The 13,786-nt window shown below is 54.0% G+C and carries 15 protein-coding genes; 4 read left to right on the forward strand and 11 right to left on the reverse strand.

Going from position 1 to position 13,786, the window contains the following annotated elements:
• Positions 1 to 8: 8 nt before the first annotated feature.
• Genes sdhA through sdhC form a run of 3 tightly spaced genes read right to left on the reverse strand, consistent with a single transcriptional unit; the run spans position 9 to position 2,520 of the window.
• Entirely contained in the window at positions 9 to 1,775 is a 1,767-nt protein-coding gene (gene sdhA, locus OGW44_RS17220; protein WP_003022919.1) for a succinate dehydrogenase flavoprotein subunit, read from the reverse strand.
• Positions 1,775 to 2,122, reverse strand: coding sequence for a succinate dehydrogenase membrane anchor subunit (gene sdhD, locus OGW44_RS17225; RefSeq protein WP_005122550.1), 348 nt, complete (start codon positions 2,120 to 2,122; stop codon positions 1,775 to 1,777). The genes sdhA and sdhD overlap by 1 nt, the downstream gene beginning before the upstream one ends.
• Positions 2,116 to 2,520, reverse strand: coding sequence for a succinate dehydrogenase cytochrome b556 subunit (gene sdhC, locus OGW44_RS17230; protein WP_016152282.1), 405 nt, complete (start codon positions 2,518 to 2,520; stop codon positions 2,116 to 2,118). Before sdhC ends, sdhD begins: the two co-directional genes overlap by 7 nt.
• 437 nt (positions 2,521 to 2,957) lie before the next feature.
• On the opposite strand from sdhC, the gene OGW44_RS25830 reads away from it, so the two are divergent.
• From OGW44_RS25830 to OGW44_RS17240, 3 genes are all read left to right on the forward strand, one after another.
• Positions 2,958 to 3,011, forward strand: coding sequence for a hypothetical protein (locus OGW44_RS25830; RefSeq protein WP_418135082.1), 54 nt, complete (start codon positions 2,958 to 2,960; stop codon positions 3,009 to 3,011).
• Positions 3,012 to 3,217: 206 nt separating this feature from the next.
• Positions 3,218 to 4,501: a citrate synthase gene (locus tag OGW44_RS17235; RefSeq protein ID WP_016152281.1), complete on the forward strand. Its 1,284-nt coding sequence runs from the start codon at positions 3,218 to 3,220 to the stop codon at positions 4,499 to 4,501.
• Positions 4,502 to 4,675: 174 nt separating this feature from the next.
• Positions 4,676 to 5,722: an AbrB family transcriptional regulator gene (locus OGW44_RS17240; RefSeq protein WP_185654289.1), complete on the forward strand. Its 1,047-nt coding sequence runs from the start codon at positions 4,676 to 4,678 to the stop codon at positions 5,720 to 5,722.
• Here OGW44_RS17240 and nei read toward each other — a convergent pair.
• Genes nei through ybgI form a run of 8 tightly spaced genes read right to left on the reverse strand, consistent with a single transcriptional unit; the run spans position 5,719 to position 12,014 of the window.
• Positions 5,719 to 6,510 carry an endonuclease VIII gene (gene nei, locus OGW44_RS17245; RefSeq protein ID WP_185654288.1) on the reverse strand — a complete coding sequence of 264 codons (792 nt, stop codon included), beginning with the start codon at positions 6,508 to 6,510 and terminating at the stop codon, positions 5,719 to 5,721. The two genes, OGW44_RS17240 and nei, sit on opposite strands and share 4 nt — an antisense overlap.
• Positions 6,511 to 6,524: 14 nt before the next feature.
• On the reverse strand, positions 6,525 to 7,169 hold the full coding sequence (gene pcp / locus OGW44_RS17250; protein ID WP_185654287.1) for a pyroglutamyl-peptidase I: 645 nt from the start codon (positions 7,167 to 7,169) through the stop codon (positions 6,525 to 6,527).
• 9 nt (positions 7,170 to 7,178) lie between these two features.
• Entirely contained in the window at positions 7,179 to 8,174 is a 996-nt protein-coding gene (locus OGW44_RS17255) for a DUF979 domain-containing protein (protein WP_016152277.1), read from the reverse strand.
• On the reverse strand, positions 8,171 to 8,893 hold the full coding sequence (locus OGW44_RS17260) for a DUF969 domain-containing protein (protein ID WP_019076288.1): 723 nt from the start codon (positions 8,891 to 8,893) through the stop codon (positions 8,171 to 8,173). Before OGW44_RS17260 ends, OGW44_RS17255 begins: the two co-directional genes overlap by 4 nt.
• Positions 8,894 to 8,948: 55 nt before the next feature.
• Positions 8,949 to 9,683, reverse strand: a complete 735-nt coding sequence (gene pxpA, locus OGW44_RS17265; RefSeq protein WP_185654286.1) for a 5-oxoprolinase subunit PxpA — start codon at positions 9,681 to 9,683, stop codon at positions 8,949 to 8,951.
• Positions 9,673 to 10,605, reverse strand: a complete 933-nt coding sequence (gene pxpC / locus OGW44_RS17270) for a 5-oxoprolinase subunit PxpC (RefSeq protein ID WP_131348055.1) — start codon at positions 10,603 to 10,605, stop codon at positions 9,673 to 9,675. Before pxpC ends, pxpA begins: the two co-directional genes overlap by 11 nt.
• Positions 10,599 to 11,255, reverse strand: coding sequence for a 5-oxoprolinase subunit PxpB (gene pxpB, locus OGW44_RS17275; RefSeq protein WP_046274709.1), 657 nt, complete (start codon positions 11,253 to 11,255; stop codon positions 10,599 to 10,601). Before pxpB ends, pxpC begins: the two co-directional genes overlap by 7 nt.
• 15 nt (positions 11,256 to 11,270) lie before the next feature.
• A complete protein-coding gene (gene ybgI / locus OGW44_RS17280; RefSeq protein WP_016152273.1) occupies positions 11,271 to 12,014 on the reverse strand; it encodes a radiation resistance protein YbgI in 744 nt (247 codons plus the stop codon).
• A gap of 289 nt (positions 12,015 to 12,303) precedes the next feature.
• Here ybgI and dtpD point away from each other — a divergent pair, with 289 nt between their 5' ends.
• Entirely contained in the window at positions 12,304 to 13,785 is a 1,482-nt protein-coding gene (gene dtpD, locus OGW44_RS17285) for a dipeptide permease DtpD (protein ID WP_016152272.1), read from the forward strand.
• Position 13,786 lies beyond the last annotated feature (1 nt).

The following is a 13,786-nucleotide window of genomic DNA, read 5'->3' on the forward strand; positions in this document are numbered from 1 at the left end:
TCTCCGCATTAATAAGTACGAATCTTCGGCGGGAATGCCGGGCGCAGCTTCGGTTCCATATTGACTTGACGTCGCGTCATGGATTCCGACTCTGGCAGGTACAGGGAATGGCACAGCCAGTTTTCGTCATCACGTTCCGGGAAGTCGAAGCGGCTATGCGCGCCACGGCTTTCGGTACGGAAGTTTGCAGATACTGCAGTGGCGTACGCGGTCTCCATCAGGTTATCCAACTCCAGACACTCAACGCGCTGGGTGTTGAACTCACTGGAGGTATCGTCCAGACGGGCATTTTTCAAGCGTTCGCGAATCGCTTTCAGCTCTTCCAGGCCCTTCGCCATCGCATCGCCTTCGCGGAATACCGAGAAGTTATGCTGCATACATTCTTGCAGCGCTTTACGAATTGCCACCGGATCTTCACCGTTACGGTTACCGTTCCAGCGATTCAGACGCGCCAGAGAAGCGTCGATTTCATCTTCGGTTGCATCCAGCAGGTCACCCTGCTCTGCGATAGATTCCTGCAGATGCAGACCCACAGCACGACCAAATACCACCAGGTCAAGCAGTGAGTTGCCGCCCAAACGGTTAGCACCGTGAACCGATACGCAGGCGATTTCACCGACGGCAAACAGCCCTGGGATCACCACATCTTCGCCCTGCTCATTCACGGTCAGCGCCTGGCCGGTGACTTTGGTCGGAATACCGCCCATCATATAGTGGCAGGTTGGGATAACCGGGATCGGCTCTTTCACCGGGTCAACGTGAGCAAAGGTACGGGACAGTTCGAGAATACCCGGCAGACGGGACTCCAGCACTTCTTTACCCAGGTGGTCGAGTTTCAGTTTGGCGTGCGGCCCCCACGGACCGTCGCAACCGCGACCTTCGCGGATTTCGATCATGATGGAACGCGCCACCACGTCACGACCCGCCAGGTCTTTCGCATTCGGGGCATAACGCTCCATGAAGCGCTCACCGTGTTTGTTCAGCAGGTAGCCACCTTCACCACGACAGCCTTCTGTTACCAGAACACCCGCGCCAGCGATACCGGTTGGGTGGAACTGCCACATCTCCATATCCTGCACCGGCACGCCAGCGCGGATAGCCATACCGACGCCGTCACCGGTGTTGATGTGGGCGTTGGTGGTGGACTGATAAATACGGCCAGCACCGCCGGTCGCCAGCACGGTTGCGCGGGCTTTGAAGTAAACCACTTCACCGGTTTCAATACACAGCGCGGTACAACCAACAATCGCGCCATCGGCATTTTTCACCAGATCCAGCGCATACCATTCGGAGAAGATGGTGGTGTGGTTTTTCAGGTTCTGCTGATACAGCGTGTGCAACAGCGCATGGCCGGTACGGTCTGCCGCTGCCGCGGTACGTGCCGCCTGCTCGCCGCCGAAATTCTTCGACTGGCCGCCAAACGGACGTTGATAAATTGTGCCATTATCGAGGCGAGAGAACGGCAGCCCCATGTGGTCCAGCTCCAGAATCGCTTCCGGACCGGTTTTACACATATATTCAATAGCGTCCTGGTCACCAATGTAGTCCGACCCTTTGACGGTGTCGTACATGTGCCATTCCCAGTTATCTTCATGGGTATTACCGAGCGCAACGGTGATGCCACCTTGCGCAGATACGGTATGGGAACGGGTTGGGAACACTTTGGAGAGCAGCGCACAGGTCTGACCGCTCTGGGAAATTTGCAGCGCCGCGCGCATACCTGCGCCGCCGGCACCAATCACAACAGCATCAAATTCTCTGACTGGCAGTTTCATTACACACCCCACACCACAACAAATCCATAAATGACGTAAACCACCAGCGCAACGACGATAGCCAGTTGCAGAATCAGGCGCACGGCCAGCGGTTTAACGTAGTCGGTCAACACCTGCCACATGCCGATCCAGGCATGAATCAAGATGGAGAAAAGAGCCAGCAAGGTGAAGACTTTGGTGAATGCCGATGAGAAGAAACCGGTCCAGACTTCAAACGTCAGTTCGCCGCTGGTGGCGAAGAAGCCGACCATATAGATGATGTATAACGTCAGAACGATAGCGGTAGCACGGACCAGAATGAAGTCATGTACGCCGTTGCGTCCTAATGCGGAGGCGTTGCTTACCATACGAGGACTCCTGCGAGAAGTGAAAGCACGACAATGATAACGAAACAAATTTTGGCGGAACGTGTCCCTGCTTCGAGGGTTTCTTCGATATAGCCAAAATCCATCAACAGATGGCGAATGCCCATTACGGCGTGATATGCCAGCGCAATCAGGATCCCCCACAGAATTAACTCCACAAAGAAGTTATTCATAATGGATGACGCGGCGAGGAAACCTTCAGGGGAGGAAAGGCTGGTACCCAATAACCACAACAGAATCCCGACCGCCACGAAGGTGATCACTCCGGATACGCGATGGAGAATGGACGCTATCGCCGTGATTGGGAACCGGATCGTTTGTAGATCCAGATTGACAGGTCTTTGTTTTTTCACATTTCTTATCATGAATAACGCCCACATGCTGTTCTTATTATTCCCTTTGGACTTCGGGTACAGAAGATGAAGACACCTGTAGCCTGAAAGACGACGGGATTTCCTTCCTCCGGTCTGCGTGCGGGTCAGACAGCGTCCTTACTATAACTACGCGTCATATAAAACACTGCTTCCAGATGCTAAAACGACACGTTACAACGCTGGTTGGCTCGGGATTGCAGGGTATTCCGGAGACCTGGCGGCAGTATAGGACGTTCACAAAATCATTACAATTAACCTACATATAGTTTGTCGGGTTTTATCCCGAACAGTGACATAGGTCACGATAACAACATTATTTTAATTTTTAACCATCTAATTTGACAATCATTAAACAAAGTTGTTACAAACGACACCAGAAAAAGCATATAATGCGTAAAAGTTATGGGGTCACTCTTTCACCGGACATTTAGTTATGTAACAGTGTGGAAGTATTGACCAATACAGTCAGGACAGTTATTAGTGATAGACAGGTTTAATAATTCGGATTGCTAAGTTCTTGATTTGCAGTTTATTCGCCATGAAAAGACCGTTTTACCTGCAAGCGCCCATAGCTCTGTACCCAGGTTATCCCCTCTTTCGCAGAGCGGCGAGCCAAATAACAAACTGGTAACGGTTCATTGATGTACGAAGGCAAATGTGAGTTCCAGCAGTCTTAAGCAATAAGGCGCTAAGGAGACCGTAAATGGCTGATACTAAAGCAAAAATCACTCTAAATGGTGACTCTGCTATTGAACTGGATGTGCTGAAAGGTACGCTCGGTCAAGATGTTATTGATATTCGTAGTCTTGGCTCAAAAGGGATGTTTACTTTTGACCCAGGTTTCACCTCTACCGCATCCTGCGAATCCAAAATTACTTTCATCGACGGTGACGAAGGTATTTTGCTGCATCGCGGCTTCCCGATTGATCAGTTGGCGACCGAGTCAAACTATCTGGAAGTGTGTTATATCCTGCTGTACGGCGAAAAACCGACGCAGGAGGAGTACGACGAGTTCAAAACCACAGTCACTCGCCATACCATGATCCACGAACAGATCACCCGCCTGTTCCACGGTTTCCGCCGCGACTCTCACCCGATGGCCGTTATGTGTGGTGTTACCGGGGCGCTGGCTGCGTTCTACCACGACTCGCTGGATGTGAATAATCCGCGTCACCGTGAAATCGCCGCCTTCCGTCTGCTATCCAAAATGCCGACCATGGCAGCGATGTGCTACAAATATTCCATCGGACAGCCGTTCGTGTACCCGCGTAATGACCTCTCCTACGCCGGTAACTTCCTGAACATGATGTTCTCCACGCCGTGCGAAAAATACGAAGTGAATCCGATTCTGGAACGCGCAATGGACCGTATCCTGATCCTGCACGCTGACCACGAACAGAACGCCTCAACCTCTACCGTTCGTACCGCCGGTTCTTCTGGCGCTAACCCGTTTGCCTGCATCGCGGCCGGTATTGCTTCCCTGTGGGGACCGGCACACGGCGGCGCAAACGAAGCTGCGCTGAAAATGCTGGAAGAAATCAGCTCTGTTAAACACATTCCGGAATTTGTTCGCCGCGCGAAAGACAAGAATGATTCCTTCCGCCTGATGGGCTTTGGTCACCGTGTTTATAAAAACTATGACCCGCGCGCCACCGTCATGCGTGAAACCTGCCATGAAGTACTGAAAGAACTGGGCACCAAAGATGATCTGCTGGAAGTGGCGATGGAACTTGAACACATTGCGCTCAACGACCCGTACTTCATCGAGAAGAAACTCTACCCGAACGTAGATTTCTACTCCGGCATCATCCTGAAGGCGATGGGTATTCCGTCCTCCATGTTCACCGTTATCTTCGCCATGGCGCGTACCGTGGGCTGGATTGCACACTGGAACGAAATGCACACCGACGGCATGAAAATCGCTCGTCCGCGTCAGCTGTACACCGGCTACGACAAGCGCGATTTTAAGTCTGATATTAAGCGTTAATTGTCTGCCGGATGGTGCCAGCGCCTGTCCGGCTTACAGCCATTAATTCTCCCGGGTCGGACAAGGCATTGAAGCCAGAATCCGACCTGTTTTTTTTGATGCATATTATTTTATTCTCATCATGCTTTCTCTATGATTTACTGAGATTTCCGTCATTTCACTCAGGAGCATGGGATGCCTGTTTTGCAGTGGAGCCTGTTGTTTCTGCTATCGCTCCTTCTTTCCCTGTTCTTTTTGTTTATACACCTTCCAGGACCGCTGCTGCTCGGTTCGATGATCGTCGGCATCATATTCAGTATGCGCGGCATCTCACTGCACCCTCCCCGCTGCACATTTCTTGGCGCGCAGGCGATTCTCGGCTGCATGATTGCCCAAAACCTGACGGGCTCAATCTTAACGACCCTTACGGCCCACTGGCCGATGGTGATTATCATCCTGCTGGCGACCCTTATCAGCAGCGCGCTAATCGGCTGGCTGCTGGTTCGCTACAGTAACCTACCGGGAAACACCGGTGCATGGGGCTCATCACCTGGCGGTGCGGCGGCAATGGTGGCGATGGCGCAGGAATATGGTGCCGACATCCGGCTGGTGGCGTTTATGCAGTATCTGCGCGTATTGTTGGTGGTTGGTGCGGCGGCACTGGTCACCCGAGTGATGATGGGCGACCAGGCCCAAACGGTCAGTGAGCAAATTGTCTGGTTTCCGCCGCTGAGCAGCAATCTGTTCAGTACCCTGGCGCTGGCCGCCGTTGCCGGTACGGCCGGACGTGTATTGCGTATCCCCTCTGGCGTCATGTTGCTACCGATGCTGGCAGGCGCATTGCTGAATGCCGGAGGCGTGATGGTGATCGAACTACCGGAATGGTTGCTGGCGATTGCCTATATGGCCATCGGCTGGCAAATCGGCCTGGGCTTTGACAAGCAGATCTTTTTAATGGCGTTGCGCCCCTTACCGCAAATCCTCTTGTCCATTTTTTCACTGATGGCGATCTGTGCCGCTATGGCCTGGGGACTGGCGCATTACATGCAGATAGATTTTCTTACCGCCTATCTGGCGACCAGTCCAGGCGGCGTGGATTCTGTTGCGGTGATTGCCGCAGGGAGTCACGCCGATATGGCGCTGATCATGGCGATGCAAACCCTGCGGCTATTCAGTATTTTATTGACTGGCCCGGCGGTGGCGCGGTTTATTTCAGTACACGCGCCAAAGCATCCCGCTTAGTGCTGACATCCTGGACACCAGTAAAAGGGTCGTGAAGAGAGCGTCGTTTTTTCGATGATTCCGCCACAGCGCTCACAGGCTTCACCATCCCGGTGAAAGACCTTAAAGCGAAACAGCGCGCCGTGATGTTTGTTCTCATCCACCAGCCCGCGGGTGTTATAGGACAAACGAGGAATATCAAGCAGCGCATGCACCAGCGCATCCAACTGCTCATCTCCGAGCATCGACGCTTTATGCTGCCCGGTCAGCCCTACCTGCCAGAGAATCTCTACCCGCAGGTAGTTACCTAATCCCGCCAGAAACGCCTGGTCCAACAGCAGGCCAGAAAACTGGCGATTGCGAAAACGCGGGGATAACAGACGCGCTTTCACGTCATCGGGCGTTAAACGTAAATCCAGGACGTCCGACCCAACCCGTTGCAGGAACGGGTGGGTAGCGAGCTGTTCCGGCGTCAGCATGTCGATATCAGAGGCGCTATAGAGCAGAATAGTTTTGTCGTATGTTTGCAACCTGACACGCAGAACCCGCGAAGTCTGCGGTATTTTTCCGGTATCCACTACTCGCCACACGCCATAGAGCTGATTGTGGCTGTACAGCGTCAATCCATTAGAAAAATGGGTCAGCAATGCTTTACCCCGCGTTTCAAGCTGGGTAACACTCTGCCCAATCAGTTGAGATTGATACGGTTTTAGCTGCTCAAAGGCAAACCAGACATCGGTCAGGGGTTTGCCTTTGACTGCCGCCTCCAGGTTATCCGCCGCGCGGCGGATCTCCGGGCCTTCAGGCATAAGACTGTCCTTTTTTAATGTGTTGCACCGCCCGTCACTGCGATATCACTCTCCACCTGCAACGCGGTGGCAATCGCGACTTCCAGCGCCCGGCGCACCGTGTCCGCAGCCATACTTGGCGCCCCGGGGTGCTGTGCAGCCTGTTGCGGCAAATAAGGGATATGAATAAATCCACCCTTCACCGCCGGAACGTCATGTAGTTTATGCAGCAGGCCATACATCACGTGGTTACACACGAAAGTGCCCGCGGTCTGGGAAACCGAAGCCGGAATTCCCGCGTTGCGCATGGCAACAACCATCGCTTTGATCGGCAACGAACTAAACCACGCCGCCGGACCATCGGCCACAATCGGCACATCTACCGGCTGTTGACCCTGATTATCCGCAATACGCGCATCGTCAACGTTGATCGCCACGCGCTCTACGGTGATATCCGTGCGTCCACCCGCCTGCCCCACCGCCAGCACCAGTGATGGCGACAGCGCGTCAATCGCACCATTGAGTACGGCAAGAGACTCGCCAAAGACGCACGGCAGTTGGCGGGCAACGACGCGGCATCCGCCGATGATAGCATTGTCGAGGCCCGAGACCACTTCCCAGGAAGGGTTAACTGACTCGCCGCCAAAGGGTTCAAATCCCGTGATGAGTACTGTTTTCATCCTGTCTCCTTACAAGAACATCAGGAAATACATCAGGAACACGTTGACCAGCAGCAGCAGTATGCCGGTTGGCACCTGCGCTTTAATCACCGCGTTTTTATCCGGCAGCTCCAGCAGCGCTGCAGGAACAATGTTAAAGTTTGCCGCCATCGGCGTCATTAACGTCCCGCAATAGCCAGAGAACATGCCAATTGCCGCCATTACTGCCGGATTGCCGCCGTGCTGCAGCACGAGGATCGGAATCCCAATTCCAGCGGTCACGATCGGGAAAGCGGCAAACGCATTGCCCATGACCATCGTCAGCAATGCCATGCCGAGGGTGTACACCGCCACTGCGATAAAGCGGCTATCCACCGCCAGGTATTCTTGCGTCAGCCAGGAAATACCGCTGCCTACGCCCGCTGCCGTAAACAACAGCCCGAGCGTGGCCAAAATCTGCGGCAGGATGAACGCCCAGCCGATGGAGTCCAGCAGACGACGCGCCTCCTGAATCGGTTGATGAACCCGCTCATGGGTCATTTTTATCGCCATCGCCAGACCAATCAACGAGCCTGCGGTCATGGAAAAGAGCGTCACCAGCGTGGCGTGATTACCCGGCCCAAACAGCGCATCCTGTAAGCCCGGAATATGGTTGAACATCAGCACGCCAATAACCGTTACCACCGGAATTGCCAGCGCCGGGAAAAACAGGCGGTTACCCAGACGACTGGCGCTTTCTTCGCGCTGTTGCTGCGTTCGTTGATGGTAGCTTCCCAGCTTCACGCCGCCAAAACCGGCGATCAGGGCCAGCACGACCACCGCAACGCCAACGGCAATATGCACCGTGCGTTTGTCGCCAAACAGCGAGTATGTCCAGTCGCCAAGCAGAAACAGTACGCCATATATGCCCCAAAACAGGCCGGTGGTGAAGCGACGCGGGTTCGCTTTGTCCTGCCAGGACATCAGCGCCACAATCAGTAATACCGCTCCCGCCAGCCAGTAGAGATAGCTTTGTTGAAAATTCATTTCGCTTCCCCTTTCGCTGCGGCATTCGCTTTCGCCACCTCACGTTGCAAATAGCTATCCAGACGCCACAGACGCGTACCGTGGATCAGGAATGCACAAATTGCCGTTGGGATCCCCCACAAGGCAATATGCAGCGGTTCGGTTTGGATCCCACCAGACTCCAGCATAAAGTTGTGCATAAAAATGATGGCGCCGAAGGCAACAAAGATATCTTCACCGAAGAACAGTCCGACGTTATCGGTCGCAGCTGACATGGCGCGCAGACGATAGCGTACCGCCCCAGGTATCTCGCCGTGATTTTTCTCTGCGGCCCCTTCCGCCATCGGCGCCAGCAGCGGACGCACCATCTGCGGATGCCCCCCCAGACTGGTCAGCCCTAACGCAGCGGTCGCTTCGCGAATGAACAGATAGACAATAAGCAGACGGCCACTGGTGGCGCTGCGGATTTTTGCAATCCACGCCTGAGCACGCTCTTTGAGTCCGTGGCGTTCCAGCAGGCCAATAACCGCCAGCGGGATCAGCAGGATAAATGGCAGGTTGCGGGTGTTAAGAAAACCTTCACCCAGCTTCTCAAGGATAGTGGCTACCGGCATATGCGCCGCCAGCCCCGTGACGATCCCGGCAATAATGACCACCAATACCGGGTTAAAACGTAAAAGAAATCCGACCACGATGACGGCGATCCCCGTCAATGGCCAGAGAGAAATTACCTCTCCCATAATTCAGTCCTGTATATGTTGTTGTGTAATATATTATTGTTTTGTATGAATAAATTTATGCGCTAATTTGAATATTGCATGCATTGAATGCGGCTCGCAAGCGACGGGCAAAAGCGAGTGCGTGCTCACCATCCCCGTGAATGCATACCGTCTGGGCTGTCACGCTCGCCCACGTTCCACTCTGGCTTTTTACTCTGCCGGATTGCACCATTTCTAGCGTTTGCGCCAGCGCCTGCTCTTCATCCTCAATCAATGCGCCCGGCTGGCTGCGCGGCACCAGACTGCCATCCGCCTGATAACCCCGATCGGCAAAAACCTCCTGACGTGTTACCAGACCATAGCGTTCTCCGGCACGAATCAGTTCGCTTCCCGCCAGCCCTACCAGAGCCAGCGACGGATCGCAGGCATACACCGCTTTAGCAATAGCATCCGCCAACTGAGGATCTTTCGCCGCCTGGTTATAAAGCATACCGTGCGGTTTAACATGACGCATTACGCCGCCCTGCGCACGCGTGATGGCAGCCAGCGCACCAATTTGATACAGCGTCTGCGCATACACCGTTTCCACAGGCAGGGTCATGGCGCTACGGCCAAAATTTTCCCGATCCGGAAAACTCGGATGCGCGCCTATCGCTACGCCATTTTTTAGCGCTTCGCGCACGCTTAAAAGCATCGTCTGCGCATCACCGGCGTGAAACCCACAGGCGATGTTGGCTGATGACACCAGTTGCAGCAGAGCTGCATCGTTAGGGCATCCCTCACCGAGGTCTGCGTTGAGATCAATTTTCATTGTTAAGTCGCCATGTTAACTGTTCCAGATAACGCTGCCGATCCTGGCGCGCCTTAAGCGCTTCCTCCAGCGAACACTGCACAAAATGAATCGGCTGGCCGAGCGGGATCTGCGCCAGATGATACATATCCGCTTCGATGATACAGGCGATACGCGGATAGCCGCCCGTCGTCTGAGCATCGTTCATCAGCACGATGGGCTGACCATTATGCGGAACTTGCACTACGCCAGGGAGCAAACCATGCGACAATAACTCGCGATCGGTCGTGCGCGTCAGCGACTGCCCCTGCAGGCGATACCCCATACGGTTGCTTTGCGGACTCAGTTGCCACGGGGAGCGCCAGAAAGAAGCCTGCGATACTTCGTCAAACTCCTGGTATTCAGGCCCGGGGAGCGCACGAATGTGGTTGCCCCACATCAGCTGTTTTACGCCCTGCGGCCCGCTGAATTGCCGGGTCGATGCGCCAATTGCCAGCCGATCGCCATCACGCAGCAGACGCCCTTCCAGCCCGCCAATTCCGACTTTGAGATCGGTACTGCGCGAGCCCATTACTTCGGGTACATCAAAACCGCCCGCTACCGCCAGATAGCTGCGCATGCCGTGATGTGGACGTTTTAGCGTCAGACGTTGCCCGGCTTTCACCGGCAGCCGCCATCCGCTCCATACGGGAGTACGATCCAGGTGCGCTTCACATCCCGCACCGGTCAGGGCAAACCAGCCATCGGTTTCAAATTCCACCACCAACTGCCCCAGTGTGATTTCCAGCGCAGCGGCATTCGCATCATTACCCACCAGCAGGTTAGCAACGTTCAGCGCCGGTTTATCCAGCGCGCCACAGTGACTGATTCCGGATTGACGAAAACTATGGCGTCCCCCGTCCTGTACTGAGGTGTACATGCCAGCGCGAATGATGTTTAACATATCCCCTCCTTCTGCGGGACAAAACGCACGGTATCGCCAGCCCGTAACAGAATCGGCTCCTGCCGTTTTGGATCAAATAACGCAACGGAGGTACGGCCAATCAATTGCCATCCACCTGGCGTGGAAAGCGGATAGACCCCCGTTTGGGATCCGCCAATACCTACAGAACCTGCCGGAACAAGCAGACGCGGTTCCGCACGCCTCGGAGTATGGAGCGGTTCAGGTAAGCTCCCGAGATAGGGAAATCCCGGCTGAAAACCGATAAACCACACCACATAATCAACCGACGCATGAAGTTCGACGACCTGCTTGTCGCTTAATCCACTGTGCCGGGCGACCTCTGCCAGATCGGGGCCGAACTCACCGCCATAGGTCACGGGAATTTCAATAAAGCGCGAGTCCGGCTCCAGCGCCTCACTCTCTTCCCACCAGCGCTGCAGGCGTTCAATCGCATCCAGCGCCAGCGTTTTCGGGTCGCGCAGGGTAACCGTGATATTGTTCATTCCCGGAATAGCTTCCAGCACATTCGGGGCATCAACCAGACGCTGGGCCAGACGCCAGATGCGTTTCTGAGTCGCCAGCGTAATGGGAGGTTCCAGCTCAAGAACCACCGCACTTTCACCTAACAGATAACAACGCGCTCGCTGCACTTTCGTCCCTCTTTATTACGCTGGATTAGGAATATCGATAAAGGTTACGTCCAGATCGGTATTTTCATTCAGCCATTCGCTTAATGCGCGAATGCCGCCGCGTTCGGTCGCATGGTGACCAGCAGCATAAAAATGCAACCCTTGCTCGCGGGCTGAGTGAATGGTTTGCTCTGAAACTTCACCGGTGATAAAGGCATCGACACCAAACCGGGCTGCGCTATCAATAAAACTCTGACCGCCCCCTGTACACCAGGCGACGCGCTGAACTTTTTCCGGCCCGGTATCACCACACCATAACGGTTTACGGCCTAAACGCGCTTCAATCCACGATGCCAGCTCCAGCCCCGGAACCGGCATGGAGAGTTCTCCCCATGGCACCAGCGGCTCGATTTCACCCATGACGGTGATCCCCAACAGCGCTGCCAGCTGCGCGTTATTACCCAGTTCCGGGTGAGCATCCAGCGGCAGGTGCCAGCCATACAGGTTGATATCATTTTCCAACAGCGTTTTCAGACGATGGCGCTTCATACCGCGAATAACCGGAGATTCGCCTTTCCAGAAATAACCGTGATGAACGATGACCGCATCCGCCTGCAGACGTACCGCCTCGTCCAGTAACGCCTGACTTGCGGTCACGCCGGTCACGATCTTATGCACCGTCTCTTTGCCCTCAACCTGCAAACCATTCGGCGCATAGTCGCTAATGGCGGCGCTGTTCAGTTTGTCGTTGATCAGTTGTTCCAGTTCGGTGTTTTTCATCATCGTCCTCGTAGTCATAAATTCTGCCTGCCCAATCAGCAACACAGCTTAGGTTAAAATAGCGTCCCCGCTTGCGTTCGTCGATAGACATTTCACTGACACATCAAGAAACAATCACACCCGATTTGAACGCAATTTGCTTACCCCCACGCGATCTAATTCATGTATATTTATGCAATCAGACAGCATATTGCAAAAATAATCAGATCTGTATCAAAGTTAAAACTTTAAGGAAACACACTTGCGCAGCACATTCAGCCTGTCGCGAGGCATTTACTTCGAGAAAAGAATGAATAAACAAGCATCTCAACCACGGGCGATTTATTACGTCGTTGCGCTACAAATTTGGGAATACTTCAGTTTTTACGGCATGCGTGCATTGCTGATCCTGTATCTCACTAACCAGCTTAAGTACGACGATAATCACGCATATGAACTGTTCAGCGCCTACTGCTCGCTGGTCTACGTCACGCCCATTCTTGGGGGATACCTGGCCGATAAAGTGCTCGGCAATCGAATGGCGGTGATGATCGGCGCATTTTTAATGGCGGTGGGGCATCTGGTATTGGGCGCCAGCGAAATGGCCCCAGCGTTCCTTTATTTATCGCTGGCGATTATTGTCTGTGGCTACGGTCTGTTTAAATCCAACATCAGTTGCCTGTTAGGCGAGTTGTATCAGCCTGAAGACCCTCGCCGTGACGGTGGGTTCTCTCTGCTCTACGCTGCCGGTAATATTGGTTCAATCATCGCGCCTATTGCCTGCGGCTACGTGCAGGAAGAGTACAGCTGGGCGATGGGCTTTGCGCTGGCGGCGATTGGCATGCTGGCGGGGCTGGTGATTTTCGTATGCGGTAATCGCCATTTCGCCCATACCACCGGCGTCAACAAGGCCGTCTTGTGTGCGAAAAAATATATGCTGCCAAACTGGGCCTGGTTATTAGTTCTGCTGGTTGCAGCACCGCTGCTGATTACCGTTCTGTTCTGGAAAGAGTGGTCCGTTTACGCACTGATCGTTGCTACTGTTATTGGTCTGGCGGTTCTGGCGAAGATTTACCGCCAGGCGCAGACCCAGAAACAGCGTAAAGAACTGGGGCTTATCGTTACGCTGACCTTCTTCAGTCTGTTGTTCTGGGCCTTTGCTCAACAGGGCGGCAGTTCGATTAGCCTGTATATCGACCGCTTCGTTAATCGCGATATTCTGGGATATTCCGTCCCTACCGCGATGTTCCAGTCGGTTAACGCCTTTGCCGTTATGCTGTGCGGTATCGTGCTGGCCTGGGTGGTCAAAGAAAGCGTTAGCGGTAATCGTACCGTACGTATCTGGGGTAAATTTGCCCTTGGCCTCGGTTTAATGAGCGCCGGATTTTGTATTCTGACCTTGAGCGCCCGCTGGTCCGCGGCTTACGGTCACTCTTCCATGCCGCTGATGGTATTGGGGCTGGCGGTCATGGGCTTTGCCGAGCTGTTTATCGATCCGGTGGCTATGTCTCAGATTACACGTATTGAGATCCCAGGAGTGACCGGCGTATTAACGGGTATTTACATGCTGCTTTCCGGGGCCATCGCCAACTACCTGGCCGGCGTTATCGCCGATCAGACCTCACAAGGCTCGTTTGATTCAGCGGGCGCTATCAACTATTCCATCAATGCATATATTGATGTCTTTAGCGAAATAACCTGGGGCGCGCTGGCCTGTGTGGTGCTGGTGCTGCTGATTTGGCTGTACCAGTCGTTGAAGTTCAGAAATCGTCCGCTAGCGGTAGAGTCCTGAG

This window comes from Citrobacter sp. Cb023, from assembly GCF_030336805.1.
Classification (GTDB): Bacteria; Pseudomonadota; Gammaproteobacteria; order Enterobacterales; family Enterobacteriaceae; genus Citrobacter; species Citrobacter braakii.